Genomic DNA, 13,655 nt, shown 5'->3' with positions numbered 1-13,655 from the left:
CGTCACTCGGCGAGCGACTTGTAGATCTCCTTGCAGGTGGGGCACACGGCGAACTTCGACGGATCGCGGCCGGGAACCCAGACCTTGCCGCAGAGGGCGATGACGGGCTTGCCGGTCACCGCCGACTCGACGATCTTCTCCTTGCGCACGTAGTGCGCGAAGCGGTCGTGGTCGCCCTCGTCGACCTGCTCGCGCTCGAGGAGCTCTTCCAGCTCACGGTCGAGCGTGGAGGTTCCTCCGCCGGGTTCGGTGCTGGAGTCGACTGGCATGCGCCCGATTGTACGCGTCGATCCGGAGGCCACCATGGAGGTCAGTTGAGCAGGGCGGCGCGCAGGATCTCCGGGCCGCGGCGGTCGAACATCCGTGCGCCGATGCGCACACCCAACAGCAGCGACGCGATCCCGACCAGGATCCCCGAGGCCAGGGATGCCCAGAACCACGTGTCGGAGCCGAGGAAGCCGAGAGCCGCGAACACGATCGCGGGCAGCGCGAGGAGCAGGGAGGCCAGGAACGACACCGACTGAGCCAGGGCGGTGGTCGCGCCGGTGCTCTGGGGCTGACTGAAGGGGCTGTCCCCCGGACGGACCACCGGATACGGGAAGCGGGCCGACATGATGCTGGAGAACCCCATGCCGCCGAGCAGCAGCGCAGCGCTGACGCCGAGCAGTCCGCCGAGCGCGCTCCAGTCGCCGACGATCGCGGCGCTGATCACCGACCCGACGATCAGCACGGGGATGCCGAGCACGAGTGCCGGGAAGAGCCGCCCCCAGCGGTCCGATCGCCCCCGGGTGCCGGAGGCGACGTGCAGCCAGATGGCGCTGTTGTCGTAGGCCACGTCGTTGTGCATCGTCCAGCCGAGGAAGAGGCAGAAGATCGGCACCGGGATCATGGCGAGGATCGAGGCCGGAACGCCCACCACCATCAGCGGAACGATCATCAGGAACGGCGTGATGGGGATCATCAGGAGCGACACCCGGTAGCGCGGGTCACGCGCCCAGTAGGTCGCGCTCCGCGCGGCGATGGCGCCGGTCGGGTTGTCGGGCAGGCGATCGAACCAGCCCAGCCCGCCGTAGCTGCGCGTGCGCGCCTCGCGGGCGGGCGTGACGAGCATCCAGGCGACGAGGGCGCGCCAGCCCAGCCACAGGACACCGACCGTTGCGGCCGCGATGATCAGATGCAGCACCGCGAGCCCGACGCGGCCGGTTGCCGCGTCGCCGGGGAAGGCCCATGCGGCGCCGAGGGGTGTCCAGGCGAGGATGTCGGTGATGCCGCGGCCGGCGGTGCCCCCATCGTCCTTCCAGTCGATCGTCGAGAGCACGACGATGACCGGCGAGATCAGCACGAGCGCGAGGATGCCCACCACCGCCATGAACTCCCGGGCCCGCCGGGTGGCGAGGAGGAATGCCGCCAGCGAGGTCGTCACGCGCGCGCCGAGCACGCACGTGGCCACGATGAGCGGCACGGACAGGATGGCGAGCAGGAACGAGCCAGGGTTGCGCGCCCAGGTGACGAGCGAGGCGAGAGCGACGATCGTGAGCGCGACGGCCGGCACGCTGATCAGCGCGGCCATCGCGAGGCCGGTCGCGAGCCGGGAGTTGTCGACGCCGAAGAGCGCGAAGCGCCGGGGGTCGAGCGTGTCGTCCACGCCGAAGGCCAGCGGCACCACGAGGAAGCCGAGCACGACCGCCGAGCCGGCGATCACTGTGGCGGAGCGAGCGAGATCCGCCTCGCTGAACAGCAGCGCGATGAGGGCGACTGCCCCGAGCACTGCCACGCCGAGGCCGTAGACGACGCCGACCACGAGACCGACGACCTGCCACGGGCTGCGCCGAAACGCGTTCGCCAGCAGCCGCACCTTCAGCCGGAGAAATACAGGTAGCACAGTGTTCCTCTTGCCTGCTCGCGCCCGTCTCGATTACGGCTGTCCAGCCTACGGCAGGGCCACCGGCGCCCCGACCCGCGGTGCGCCCGACAGCTGTGCTTGCATGGGAGGCGGCCCGGACGAGCCGGGACGCGAGAGGGCACGGGAATGAAGGCGCGAACGACCAGCTCCCCCCGCATCGGCGCGTTCCGGTTGCCGCCGCTCACGGAGGGCGACCCGGAAGAGCTGGGCTCGGAGGCGACGCTCGACGGCGTGCGCTTCACAAACCTCGACGTCACGGGGATCGACCTCTCGGGCAGCACCTTCAGCGAGTGCGAGGTCGACGGCCTCCGGGCTCGCGACGCGGGCATGCGCGGAGTGCGGATCGTCGAATCGGTGGTCCGGGGACTGGATGTCCCCGTGCTGCGGGCCGCGCGCTCCACCTGGCGGGACGTGATCCTCGACGGGGGACGAGTCGGCTCCGCCGAGCTCTACGACTCCTCGTGGTCGTCGGTGAGGATCACTGGCTGCAAGCTCGGCTTCATCAACCTCCGCAGCTCCAAGGTGCTCGATGTGCTGTTCGAGGACTGCACGATCGACGAGCTCGACCTGGGCGGCGCGACGGTCGCCCGGATCGCGTTCCGCGACTCGTCCCTCAAGACTCTGGATGTGCAGGGCGCGCGCCTGCAGGACGTGGACCTTCGGGGACTCGAGTTCGACCGGGTGTCCGGAGTCGACAGCCTCGGCGGCGCGATCATCGACAGCGGTCAGCTGTCGATGATCGCGCCGCTCCTGGCCGAGAGCATCCGGCTGCGCGTCGTCGACTGACCAGGACGTGCGCGACGCCGGCGTCAGGAGACCAGCGCGACGATCGCGAGTCCTTCCACCACGATCGCGGCGGCCAGGACATAGGAGGCCGCCGCCGCGAGCGGCGCCCGGCGCCCTCCGCGGGCCGCCGACCGGCTCATCGAATATTCGGCGCGCCCCTGCTCGTCCTGCACGGTCCGAGTGGCCGGCACGGGCAGGTAGGGAGTGCTGTTGGCGGGAGTGGGGATGTCGGCGGGAGAGAGGGGGACGGTGTCAAGCATGGCGTGTCCTGGTGCAGGAGAGCGTCGAGGGGAGGCGACGAGAAGGGCAGGGAAGTGGGTGAAGGCGGAAGGGTCGAGTCCGCGGCGTGTGCTGTGCTGCTCAGGGTACGGCGCGGCTCCTGCTGTCGCAGTGCCGTTGACACCGTCCGCCCGGATGTGTAGGCATGCCCTAGGCGGGCGCAGCGCCGCCGCTCGTCAGCCCTCGAGGTAGTCGACGTCCGGCACCGCAGCGGCCAGCTCGTCCTCCGTCAGCACCTGGGCCTTCACCGACTTGAGCGTGATCTCGACACGGTCCGCCCGCTGCGCGAGGTCCTGGATGACCGCCTTGTCATCGAGCGGAAAGTCCTCGTCGCCGACGACCTCCAACGTGGTGATCTGGCTCGCCGGCCCGATGATCAGCTCCGCCCAGGTCTCGTGCCCGTCGACGACGACGGGCACGCGGACCACATCGCTCGTGTCCCCGTGGGCGAGCAGCATCGAGTACCGGAGGACGGCACTCGCCACGTCGTCACTGGTGCGGAAGTGCTCGTCCGCGTACGACACGATTCTCATGCCGACAGGCTGACACACCCGCGGCGCGCGGCTTCGGGGGTTGACCACCGCCGGTCTGACGGGCGGTTCGCCGCTCGTCCCGGAGTCAGTCGGTGAAGCTGTGCAGCCACTCCATGCCCTCGGCGGCCTTCCTGCCGCCGGCGAGCTCCACGAAGCGATCCTCCAGGGTCTTGGTACCGCGCACCTCGTCCATGGTGCCCGCGGACAGCACCCGGCCGGCCACGATGATCGCCACGTGGTCGCAGACGCGCTGGATGAAGTCCATGCCGTGGCTGGAGAGCACCACGGTGCCTCCGCTCGCCACGTACTTCTGCAGGATCTCGTTGAGGTTCGCGGCGGAGACCGGATCCACGGACTCGAACGGCTCGTCGAGCACGAGCAGCCGGGGCGAGTGGATCATGGCGGCGGCGAGCGCGATCTTCTTCGTCATGCCGGCGGAGTAGTCGGTCACGAGCCGGTCGACGGCGTCCTCGATGCCGAAGGCGGCGACGAGGTCCGCCGAGCGCTGGCGGACCGTCTCGTGGTCGAGGCCGCGCAGGGTGCCCGAGTAGTAGAGGAGCTGAGCACCCGTGAGACGGTCGAAGAGTCGCAGGGCGTCGGGCAGCACGCCGATGGTGCGCTTGGCCTTGACCGGGTCGCGCCAGACGTCGATGCCGTGCACCGAGATGCTGCCCACGTCGGGACGGAGAAGGCCGGTGATCATCGACAGCGTGGTCGTCTTGCCCGCGCCATTGGGGCCGACGATCCCGTAGAAGGACCCCTCCCGCACCTCCAGGTCGAGGTCGTCCACCGCGATGTTCTCGCCGAACCGCTTGCTCACGCCCCGCAACGACAGGACGACGTCGCCGACCTCGCGCCGGGGGGCCTGCGGGATGTCCGACCGGCGCCGCGGCTGCGGCCGGGGCGAGAGCGGCGCGGACTGCACGGTGAGGGTGGGCGTCAGGAACGCGTCTGGGCGGGGCTCGTCCTGGGCCCCGGGCGCCGGCGGGTCCTCAGGGCGGGCAACGGCGTCGATGGCCTCCTCGGCCGGCGCCGCCGGAATGGCTTGCTCCGCCGGGTCCTCCGGCTCGATGAGCGGAGTGGGAACGGGAGCCGGATCGAGGGCCGGCTCCGGTGCGGCGCGCGTCGTGGGGCCCTCCTCGACGGCGGCCTCCAGCGCGGGCTCGGTCGCAGGCTCTGCCTGCGCGTCCGCGAGGGGCGGCTCCGCGGTCTTGGCGATCCTCTTCGCGGCGATCGCGCCGCTCCGCGGGGCTCGCGGACTGCGTGCGGCCGTTCCGCCCGAGGAGGTCTTCGCCGCCGCGGATCCGGCGCTCCTCGACGATGCCGGGGACTTCGCCGTACCGGCGGCCTTCCCCGCCGCGGGAGCCTTCGCGACCCCTGCGGCCTTCGCCCTGCCCGCCGCCTTCCCGGCCGCGGGCGTTGTGGTCCCGTCGTGCGCGGTCGTGCCCGTCCCGTGGGGAGGGCGGGCCGTGACCGGCTTCGCCGCCGCAGACTTCCCCGTCGACCTGGCCGGTGCGGTGCGGGCGGTCGTGGCCTTCGTCGAGGGAACGCGCCGGGCCGGCGTCCTGCCCGGACCCGTCTCCGGCGTCGCGTGCGGCTCCTGCGTACCCTCGACGTTCTCGGGGGCGACCCGCGCGGTCGGCCCGCTCCTGGCATCGCGACGTGGGTCGTCGAAGGAAAGGTCGGTCTCCTCCGGCACGTCACTCACCTGCTCAACGCTATCAATCCCCACATCCGCGGATCGCCGCAGCGGGGCCACTCACGCTAGCGGGGAAGATTCGCCCGGGACGCCGCGTTGCGTCTGAAGCAGTTAACGATCGGGACACGGAACAGCGGCGGAGCATACCAAAGGCCGCCTGTCGCCCGATAGCATCTTGTCGATCGCTTGGGCGTCGAATTGTCTATATGTGAGTGAATTCCAGGAGAAGAACGTGACACCCCAGATCGTCATCCTCGCCGCCGGCATGGGTTCCCGGCTCGGCCGCTCTCTTCCGAAACCCCTCACCGAGCTGGCCGACGGTCGCACCATCATGGGCCAGCAGTTCGACAACGTGCACTACGCCTTCGGCCGCAACGCCTCGATCACCACGGTGGTCGGCTACAAGCTCGAGCACATCATCGACGCCTTTCCCGAGGCCACCTACGTCTACAACGAGAAGTACGACCAGACGAACACCTCCAAGAGCCTGCTCCGGGCCCTGCAGGCGTCGGCTCCGGGCGGCGTGCTCTGGATGAACGGCGATGTCGTGTTCGCCCCCGAGGTGCTCGACCGCTGCATCCCCCTGATGGCCCGCGACCAGTCCTTCGTGACCGTCAACACCTCGTCCGTCTCCGACGAGGAGGTCAAGTACACGACCATGGCCGAGGGCTACATCAAGGCGCTCTCGAAGACGGTCAAGAACGCCCTCGGCGAGGCCGTCGGCATCAACTACGTATCCAGCCGCGACAAGGCGACGCTGATCCGTCAGCTGGCGCGTGTCGGCGCACAGGACTACTTCGAGCGCGGCATCGAGCTCGCGATCGAGAACGACGGGATGCTCGTGGAGCCGCTCGACATCTCCGACCTGTACGCGGTGGAGATCGACTTCGCCGAGGATCTGGAGCGGGCGAACCTCTTCGTCTGACGCCGTCGCTGCGCCTCCTTGGCGGCGAAGCACGCGGCTGTCCAGCCCCATCCGGCGCCGAGGTCCGACTCGTAGACTGCCGACATGTCCGACCAGACCGAGCTTCCGGCCACCGTCGTCAAGGGATTCGAGCGCCTCCTGTCGGTGCAGCGTCCCCTGGTCGTCGCCAACATCAGAGCCATCCGCAAGCGCCGCCCCAACGCCTCCCCCGCGGACATCATCCGCATCCTGGAGCGCCACTACCTCACCGCCGTGACCACCGGCGGAGCGGCCGTGGGCGCGAGCGCGGTGGTGCCCGGCATCGGCACGGTGGCCTCCCTCGGGCTGTCCGGCGTGGAGACGGCCGGCTTCCTCGAAGCCAGCGCGCTCTTCGCCCAGTCGGTGACCGAGGTGCACGGCATCGCGATCGTCGAGCCCGAGCGAGCACGGTCCCTGGTGATGGCCCTGATGCTGGGCTCGACCGGCCAGGATCTGGTGCGGCAGTTCGCCGGCCAGGTGGGCCGGGGCAGCGGCAACCGCAGCGCCTACTGGGGCGAGCTCATCACGAGCAGCCTCCCCAAGGCGATGGTCGGCCAGCTCACCGACCGCTTGAAGCGCAGCTTCATCCGCCGCTTCATCACCCGGCAGGGCACCTCCGTTCTCGGCCGCCTCGTTCCCTTCGGCGTCGGCGCGGTCGTCGGCGGAGCCGGCAACCATCTGCTCGGCCGCCGAGTGATCAACGCCGCGCGGGAGGCGTTCCCGCCGCCGCCACTGGAGCTCCGCGAGGAGCTGGAGGCTCGCCCCCGCCGCACCGAGGAGCTCACGGCAGCGCCGTCGCGACGCCTGCGTGTGCCGCGCCTGGGCAGGAAGCCCGCGGCACGGTCGGGGCCGCTGGAGCCGCTGGACCCGTCCGGTCCGCTGCGGGATTGACCCGCTGCGGCGCCGCCTCCGCCCGAGCGCCGAGCACGCGAGCGCCGAGCACGCTGCACGCTGAGCATGCGCTGAGGATGCTCTGCGCCGAGGGCGGTGCCCCTCATCCAGCGCCGAGCGGGCGGCAGCGGCGGCTGCCGCGGGTGACCGGCGGCGGTCAGTCGTCGGTCTCGTCGGGGTCCGTGAAGGTCAGCTCGTCGTCGCGATGCAGGGCGGCATGCTCGTCCCATGAGGCCATCAGTCCCTCGATGGCCGCGTGGAAGCGTGCGGTGCTGGCGCCTGGGGACGTATCGCCGAAGTAGTGCTGCACCCAGCCACGGAGGCGTTCGGAGGCGCCCTCGTCCTCCTCGAGGCCCTCGATGCGGTCGACCACCCGTGATGCCTCTGAGGAGGACAGCCACTCCGCATCGCTCAGGTATCCCCCGGCGTCGATGATCGCGGTCGGGCTCACCGGGCGGGTGACGAGCAGGGGCTTGCCGGCCGCGAGCCGGTCGTAGACCATCGCCGAGATGTCGACGATCGCGACGTCGGCGGCGGCGAGCTGCCAGCCGATGTCGGCGCCCGTGTCGTGCACATGCTGGGCTCCACGGTCGGAGTTGTTCGCACGTTCGAGCATCGCGACGATCTCGCGGTTCGCCGCGCCGTACGCCGAGTCCACCACGCCGCTGCGCGGATGCGGCCGGTAGATCACGCGATGCCGACCGGTGGCGACGAGAGCCCGCACCAGCTGGACGCCGTGCGTCGCCACGGAGCCATAGGCGGCCGCCGCGCGGTCACCCTCCCAGGTGGGCGCGTAGAGGATCACGGTGCGCTCATCGGGCGAGTAGGGAAGGCTGCCCGAGTAGTGGTCCGCCTGCGGGCGGCCGATCTGGAGAGCCCGCTTGTCGAAGTCGTAGTCCCAGAGCACGCGCCCCAGCCGGTCCCGGGCGGCCTGGCCCGCAATGAGGCTGTAGTCGTACGCCTTGAACTGGTTCGTGGTCATGTACATCTTGTCGCTCTCGCCGTGATTGATGAACACGTGCCACCGGCGGCCGTATCGCATCATCTGGAAGTTGCGAGAGTTCTGGTTGACGTAGAGCACGATCTTCAGCGGCTGCTCGGACACGATCCGCTCGAGGTCCTCGACCCGGCGGACGTAGGCGAGGGGGAGCGGCGACTCGGCGAGGATCTGCTCCGCTGCGGGGGCCGTCCTGCTGAGGAGGAGCACCGGCCAGCGCTCACTGAGCTCGAGGAGCGGCTTGTACCACTGCCGGATCTGGTACAGGTTCACCACAGGGTCCGCGAAGTAGATGGCGATCTCGTAGCGCCCCTTCGGCAGGGAGGCCCGCGCGGAGAGCAGCCGCTGCAGCCGCCGCTGTGCCAGTCTGCTGCGCACCAGGCGCTGGGCGGTGGCCGCGGCAAGGCCGATGTCGCGTGAAAGTCCCACGGCACCAGGCTAGCCGGAGGGCTCAGACGATCGGCGGCCGTCCGGCGCGGGTCATCCGCGCGACGGTGCGCCAGCTCATCGGCCGGCGCCCGCCCGGGTCGACCCGCCAGCCTTCGAACCAGCCCGCCCACCAGGCACGCAGACCGCTCCGGTCCCGGGTGAAGCGCAGCGTCTGGATGCAGGTCCAGGCGAGCACGTAGAGCGGCACCAGGACCCTTGGCAGGTTTCGGCGCGCCAGCCAGACCCGGTTCCGCGCGTTGAGACGGTAGTAGTGGTCGTGCCGGGTGGGCGCGATGACGGGGTGATGGGCGATCAGCTGGCCGGAGTACCAAGCCCGCCGCCCGGTGTCCCACACCCGCCACGCGAGCTCGATCCCCTCGTGCGCATAGAAGTAGGGGTCGCCCCACCCTCCGGCCGTATCGAACACCTTGCGCGGCAGCAGCACGGCGCCCTCCCACACGGAGAACACCGGGCTGGAGTGACCGGGATCGCCCTTGCGGATCCGCGGGATCCAACGTCGGGGCGACGCGACCCCCGTCGGGTCGACCACCCGGGGCTGGATCAGCCCGATGCGGCGATCGGCGCGGATCAGAACGATCGCCTCGGCGAGGAACCGCGGGGAGGCGAGCGAGGCGTCGTCATCGAGGAAGAACAGGTACTCGCCCGTGACCCATGGGACGCCCGCGTTGCGACCGGCGGGAATGCCGATGTTCTCGGGCAGTGCGACCGCGCGGACTCCCTCGGGCAGGCCGCCGGGCAGCTGCGACGGATCCCATCCGTTGCCCACAACGGCGACATCCACTGCCACGCCGCGCTGCCCGAGCACGCTGTCCAGCCCGCGCCTCAGGTCCTCGGGACGCGTTCCCTGGGTGAGGACGACGACACCGACGGCGGGCAGCGCGTCAGGTGCGGACACGCTTCGAGGCGAGGATGGCCACGAAGTGACCGGCGAGGGCGAGCAGGGACAGCGGCACGAGCACGCCGACGAGCCAGCGGTCCGCCACGACGGGAGAGTCGATGGCACCGGTCGCGGCGAGCACCGCGCCCGCCACCGCCGTGGCGAACGCGAGAAGCGTGAGCTCGACCGAGTGGTAGAGGCGGTGGAAGGGGACGAACCGCGCCAGTCGCCGGAGGCGGGCGACGAGCCGCTGCGCGGGCACCGCCTCATCGCGGTGATCGGCGAGCTTCTCGAGGCCGGCGTTGGCGCGGGCCACGTGCACCATGTCGTTGAGCGCCTTGTTGAGCACGATGAAGAGCGCGAGCAGCAGCCCGAGAGTCGTCCAGAGGAAGTCCTCTGGCGCGTCGAACGGAAAGCCGGCTGCCCGCACGCCGAGCGCGATCGGGATGAGAGCCTCCGTCGTGTAGTGACCGACCTTGTCGAGGAACACACCGGCCGGCGAGGAGGTGCCCCGCCAGCGCGCGACCTCCCCGTCACAGCAGTCGACGAGCATCTGCAGCTGGCCCAGGACCACGGCGAGCGCGGCGCCTGCCAGGCCCGGGACGAGCAGCGCGGCGGCCGTCGACCAGCCCACCAGGATCATCAGCCCGGTCACGCCGTTGGCGGAGATCGACGTGCGCAGCAGCAGCCAGGTCAGGTAGGGCGAGAAGGAGCGCAGGTAGAGCGACGCGGTCCAGTGCTCGGCGTTGCGCCGCTGGCGCACCTCGGGCGGCTGGGCCACCCGGCGCAGCTCGGCGATGGAGGAGGGCGGCCCGGGCAGATGCGACGGGCTCGCGGAGGCAGACGTCATCGTCACCTTCCGGTGTAGGCCTGGATGTTGCGCGTCAGCTTCGCCACACCGAAGAAGAATCCGATGCCCCAGCAGAAGTGGATGCAGGGCAACACTAGAAGAAACCACAGAGCCGTGGGCAGTCCCGACCGGCCCGCCACGAGCACCGTGGCGAGGAGGACGAAGGCGACATAGAAGCCGGGAATCAGGAAGCCGAGGAGCAGCCAGGTGGCCCCCTGCCCGGCGGCGGCCTCGATCAGCCCGGCGATGCCGAGGAGGAGGCCGACGACGACGCCGAGCACCATGACGGGCGGCACGAAGTAGCGGAGACCGTTGGAGGAGGGGAATCGACGGGCGAGTTCGCCTCGCCAGAGGCCCGTGCTGAGAAACTGCCGGGCCAGCTTGCGGTAGCTGGAGCGCGGACGATAGGTCACGTGCAGGGCCGGGTTGAACCACACCAGGTCGCCGGACGCCCGGAGGCGCCGGTTGAGCTCCCAGTCCTGCCCGCGGCGGATGTTCTCGTCGAAGAGCCCGGCGGCCTCCAGGCGGTCGCGCCGGAATACGCCGAGGTACACGGTCTCGGCGGGCCCCTCCTCGCCGCCCACGTGGTGCGGCGTGCCGCCGAGCCCGACGCGCGACCCGTAGGCCAGAGCCACCGCCTTCTCGAACGGGGTGACGCCTTCGGCGGCCATCACTCCTCCGACGTTGGCGGCTCCCGTGCGGACCAGGGTGTCTACGGCGATGCGGGTGTAGTCGGTCGGCAGGGCGGAATGGGCGTCGACCCGCACGACGACAGGGTTGGCGGTGGCGCGGATGGCGATGTTGAGGCCCTCCGGGGTGGTGCCCAACTCGTTGACGACCGAGCGCACGCGGGAGTCGGCACGACTGAGGCGCGCGACGAGCTCGTCGGTGCCGTCAGTGCTCGGGCCGAGCGCGAGCATGATGTCGAACGGGCCGCGATAGTCCTGGGCGACGAGGCTGGCGACAGCCGCCTCGATGTGGTCCGCCTCATTGAGGACGGGCATGACGTAGGAGACCGCGGGCAGGGCGCCGAGAGCCGCGGATCCCCCGGAACTCTCCGGCTCCGGAGCGGCGTCCGGGCGATGCTCTGCCATCGTTTCGGAGTGTATCAGCGGGCCGGAACGCGGTCGGACGTCTGGCCCGACACGACGAAGACCGGCGCGGATGCTCCCGCGCCGGTCTTCGTGCCGTGCTGTGAATCAGCTGCCGAGCGTGCCCAGCGTGACCGTCGCCTCGGCGGCCTTGCCGTCCCTCACGTAGGTGAGCTTGGCCGATGAGCCGGCCGCGAGGAACCGGACCTGAGCGGTCAGGTCGGTCTGGGAGGTGATCGCGACACCGTTGAACTGGGTGATCACATCGCCGTGCTTCAGGCCGGCCGCCTCAGCCGCCCCGCCCGAGGAGACCTCGTCGAGGTACGCGCCGGCGTTGGTGGCCTTGTCATCGACCGCCGTCACGTCGGCGACCGTCGCACCGAGCAGGCCGTGCGTCGCCGCGCCGTTCTTGACGATCTCGTCAGCGACGCGCTTGGCGAGGTTGGCCGGGATCGCGAAGCCGACCCCGATGCTGCCGCTCTGCCCGCCCGAGGTGCTGCCGGCGCTCGCGATCGCCACGTTGACGCCGATCAGGTCGCCGCTCGAGTTGAGCAGCGCACCCCCCGAGTTGCCGGGGTTGATGGCCGCATCGGTCTGGATGACCGGAAGGGCGATGCTGCTCGACGCGTTCGTCGTCTGGGTCTGACCCGGAAGGTCGAAGTTCCAGAAGTCGTTCGGCGCGCTGCCGTTCTGGTCGGTCGAGGAGCCCGAGCTGTCGGGCACCGCGGACGAGGCGACGGTGATGCTGCGGTTCAGCGCACTCACGATGCCGTCCGTGACGGTTCCGCTGAGTCCGAGCGGCGCACCGATCGCGATGGCGGAGTCGCCCACGTTGAGCTGGTCGGAGTTGCCGAACGTCATCGGGGTGAGCCCGCTCGCCCCGTCGAGCTTGATGACGGCCAGGTCGACGATCGGATCGGTGCCCACCACGGTGGCGCTGTAGATGCGGCCGTCGTTGGCGGTGACATGGATCAGCGGATCCGCAACCGCGCCGTCGAGGGTGACCACGTGGTTGTTGGTGAGGATGTAGCCGTCGGCGCTCAGCACGATGCCGGACCCGGTCCCGGCCGAGTTGGTGCCGCTGACCGCGATCGTGACGACCGAAGGCGAGGCCTCCGCGGCGACCGCGGTCACCGTGGTCGCGTCCGCCGTGCGGTTGACCGTGACGTTGGGGCTGGTGGGCGAGGACTGCGAGACGGTCTGGGTGCTGTTGCTCTGATTGGCGAGCAGGGCGATCGTCGCTCCCGAGGTGCCACCGACGAGTGCGCCGATGGCGAGGGCCGCGATCACCGGGAGCGCAGTGCGGCGCTTGGGCCTCTCTGCCGTGTCGGCGGCCGGGTAGGCGGCGGCACCGAAGGAGGCGCCCTGGGGAGCGGCGGTGACGCCGGGCGCCTGAGGCGGCTGCTGCTCGGCCGGGCTCGCGGCTCGTGTCGCCGAGGTGACGGGCGTCTCCGGGGAGACGGCCGTCGGGTGAGCAATCGGCGCGGTCTGCGCACTGTCGGTGCTGCCCGTCGAGGATTCCTGCTCGGGGCGGCCGCCCGGCTGGCCGTCGGGGGCCTGCGGGGTCTCAGTCATGGTGGTGCTCCTTCCAATGACACCAAGCATGTACTGGATTTCTGTGGGCTTGATAAGGCGACACTTGCAGTACACCGACCGTTTCCTATGAACGAGCTATCGACGGCGGGCTGTCCCTGCCCCGGTCAGGCGCGGTCCACGAGCATCGTGGAGGCGATCACGACGCGGATCTGGGCCCCGGGACTCGCGATGTCCAGCGTGCCGAGCACCGGGATCCAGTCGGGTCCGAGAAAACGGTACTCGGCTCGATAGGTGACGGTGAGCAGCGCCTCCACGGTGCCGCGATCCTCGTACACATGGGACGTCGGCGTCGGCGAGAACGCCTCGGCTCCCGAGCTCGTCCAGGTCTCCCCCGCACTCGCGGTGCTGCGGGTGGCGCCGTCGCCATAGCTCCAGCCGAAGGAGAGCGGAGTGAAGCGCACCTCCGCCGGCTGGCCCAGCAGCTCTCCCACGACGACCTCTTGTGGAGCATCGGCCACGAAGTTGGCCGGAAGCCCCGCGATCGCCCACCCGTCCGGCTCACCCGAGATGGTCGGAGGCGCCGGCCGGAAGCTGGCGATGTCCGCCATCGTGATCTCCTGCCACGGGATGTTCGTTCCGTCGAGCGTGATCGTGATGTCGTCCCGGCAGGCCACCTCACTCGCGATCGGGTTGTCGGAGGAGCAGTCGTTGGCGTCCGTGTAGACGAAGGGAGGCGCGGTCACGGCGCCACCTCCCGTGTCGTCGCCTGCGTCTTCTTCGTCGTCCCTGCCGATCGTGACACCAGCGGAGACGTCGACGC

The 13,655-nt window shown here is 70.5% G+C and carries 14 protein-coding genes; 3 read left to right on the top strand and 11 right to left on the bottom strand.

What is annotated here, in order from left to right; translation table 11 throughout:
- Positions 1-2: 2 nt before the first annotated feature.
- Positions 3-269 carry a DUF3039 domain-containing protein gene (locus tag JWR33_RS11465; protein WP_297412047.1) on the bottom strand — a complete coding sequence of 89 codons (267 nt, stop codon included), beginning with the start codon at positions 267-269 and terminating at the stop codon, positions 3-5.
- Positions 270-310: 41 nt separating this feature from the next.
- A complete protein-coding gene (locus JWR33_RS11460) occupies positions 311-1,882 on the bottom strand; it encodes a hypothetical protein (RefSeq protein ID WP_297412046.1) in 1,572 nt (523 codons plus the stop codon).
- A 147-nt stretch (positions 1,883-2,029) separates the two neighbouring features.
- Between JWR33_RS11460 and JWR33_RS11455 the strand changes: the two genes are divergently transcribed.
- A complete protein-coding gene (locus tag JWR33_RS11455; RefSeq protein ID WP_297412045.1) occupies positions 2,030-2,689 on the top strand; it encodes a pentapeptide repeat-containing protein in 660 nt (219 codons plus the stop codon).
- A gap of 23 nt (positions 2,690-2,712) precedes the next feature.
- Here JWR33_RS11455 and JWR33_RS11450 read toward each other — a convergent pair whose 3' ends face one another.
- The 3 genes from JWR33_RS11450 to JWR33_RS11440 form a co-directional block, all read right to left on the bottom strand.
- Complete coding sequence (locus JWR33_RS11450; RefSeq protein ID WP_297412044.1) at positions 2,713-2,949, bottom strand: hypothetical protein; 237 nt, start codon at positions 2,947-2,949, stop codon at positions 2,713-2,715.
- Positions 2,950-3,144: 195 nt separating this feature from the next.
- The gene (locus JWR33_RS11445; RefSeq protein WP_297412043.1) at positions 3,145-3,501 is read right to left on the bottom strand and encodes a hypothetical protein; all 357 of its coding nucleotides are present in this window, start codon (positions 3,499-3,501) and stop codon (positions 3,145-3,147) included.
- 85 nt (positions 3,502-3,586) lie between these two features.
- Positions 3,587-4,375 carry an ABC transporter ATP-binding protein gene (locus JWR33_RS11440; RefSeq protein WP_297412114.1) on the bottom strand — a complete coding sequence of 263 codons (789 nt, stop codon included), beginning with the start codon at positions 4,373-4,375 and terminating at the stop codon, positions 3,587-3,589.
- Between the two features lie 1,057 nt (positions 4,376-5,432).
- On the opposite strand from JWR33_RS11440, the gene JWR33_RS11435 reads away from it, so the two are divergent.
- Positions 5,433-6,125 carry an NTP transferase domain-containing protein gene (locus JWR33_RS11435; RefSeq protein WP_297412113.1) on the top strand — a complete coding sequence of 231 codons (693 nt, stop codon included), beginning with the start codon at positions 5,433-5,435 and terminating at the stop codon, positions 6,123-6,125.
- Between the two features lie 84 nt (positions 6,126-6,209).
- Positions 6,210-7,034: a hypothetical protein gene (locus tag JWR33_RS11430; protein WP_297412042.1), complete on the top strand. Its 825-nt coding sequence runs from the start codon at positions 6,210-6,212 to the stop codon at positions 7,032-7,034.
- A 157-nt stretch (positions 7,035-7,191) separates the two neighbouring features.
- Here the strand turns inward: JWR33_RS11430 and JWR33_RS11425 are convergent, their stop codons facing one another.
- From JWR33_RS11425 to JWR33_RS11400, 6 genes are all read right to left on the bottom strand, one after another.
- Positions 7,192-8,460: a CDP-glycerol glycerophosphotransferase family protein gene (locus JWR33_RS11425; RefSeq protein ID WP_297412041.1), complete on the bottom strand. Its 1,269-nt coding sequence runs from the start codon at positions 8,458-8,460 to the stop codon at positions 7,192-7,194.
- A gap of 22 nt (positions 8,461-8,482) precedes the next feature.
- Positions 8,483-9,376, bottom strand: a complete 894-nt coding sequence (locus tag JWR33_RS11420; protein ID WP_297412040.1) for a glycosyltransferase — start codon at positions 9,374-9,376, stop codon at positions 8,483-8,485.
- Complete coding sequence (locus JWR33_RS11415) at positions 9,363-10,208, bottom strand: CDP-alcohol phosphatidyltransferase family protein (RefSeq protein WP_297412039.1); 846 nt, start codon at positions 10,206-10,208, stop codon at positions 9,363-9,365. The genes JWR33_RS11420 and JWR33_RS11415 overlap by 14 nt, the downstream gene beginning before the upstream one ends.
- Before the next feature lie 2 nt (positions 10,209-10,210).
- Positions 10,211-11,302: a glycosyltransferase family 2 protein gene (locus JWR33_RS11410; RefSeq protein ID WP_297412038.1), complete on the bottom strand. Its 1,092-nt coding sequence runs from the start codon at positions 11,300-11,302 to the stop codon at positions 10,211-10,213.
- Positions 11,303-11,407: 105 nt separating this feature from the next.
- Positions 11,408-12,874, bottom strand: a complete 1,467-nt coding sequence (locus JWR33_RS11405; RefSeq protein ID WP_297412037.1) for a trypsin-like peptidase domain-containing protein — start codon at positions 12,872-12,874, stop codon at positions 11,408-11,410.
- 125 nt (positions 12,875-12,999) lie between these two features.
- A partial coding sequence (locus tag JWR33_RS11400; RefSeq protein WP_297412036.1) for a hypothetical protein occupies positions 13,000-13,655 on the bottom strand: 656 nt, incomplete at its 5' end.

This window comes from Naasia sp., from assembly GCF_025465545.1.
Classification (GTDB): domain Bacteria; phylum Actinomycetota; class Actinomycetes; order Actinomycetales; family Microbacteriaceae; genus Naasia.
Note: the sequence above shows the minus strand (reverse complement) of the source record. Positions and strands in the feature narration are given on the sequence as shown.

Excerpts from the sequence above, each read along its gene's own strand:
- JWR33_RS11465 (WP_297412047.1), bottom strand. The coding sequence starts at position 269 with ATGCCAGTCGACTCCAGCACCGAACCCGGCGGAGGAACCTCCACGCTC.
- JWR33_RS11455 (WP_297412045.1), top strand. The coding sequence starts at position 2,030 with ATGAAGGCGCGAACGACCAGCTCCCCCCGCATCGGCGCGTTCCGGTTG.
- JWR33_RS11450 (WP_297412044.1), bottom strand. The coding sequence starts at position 2,949 with ATGCTTGACACCGTCCCCCTCTCTCCCGCCGACATCCCCACTCCCGCC.
- JWR33_RS11445 (WP_297412043.1), bottom strand. The coding sequence starts at position 3,501 with ATGAGAATCGTGTCGTACGCGGACGAGCACTTCCGCACCAGTGACGAC.
- JWR33_RS11430 (WP_297412042.1), top strand. The coding sequence starts at position 6,210 with ATGTCCGACCAGACCGAGCTTCCGGCCACCGTCGTCAAGGGATTCGAG.
- JWR33_RS11415 (WP_297412039.1), bottom strand. The coding sequence starts at position 10,208 with ATGACGTCTGCCTCCGCGAGCCCGTCGCATCTGCCCGGGCCGCCCTCC.
- JWR33_RS11410 (WP_297412038.1), bottom strand. The coding sequence starts at position 11,302 with ATGGCAGAGCATCGCCCGGACGCCGCTCCGGAGCCGGAGAGTTCCGGG.
- JWR33_RS11405 (WP_297412037.1), bottom strand. The coding sequence starts at position 12,874 with ATGACTGAGACCCCGCAGGCCCCCGACGGCCAGCCGGGCGGCCGCCCC.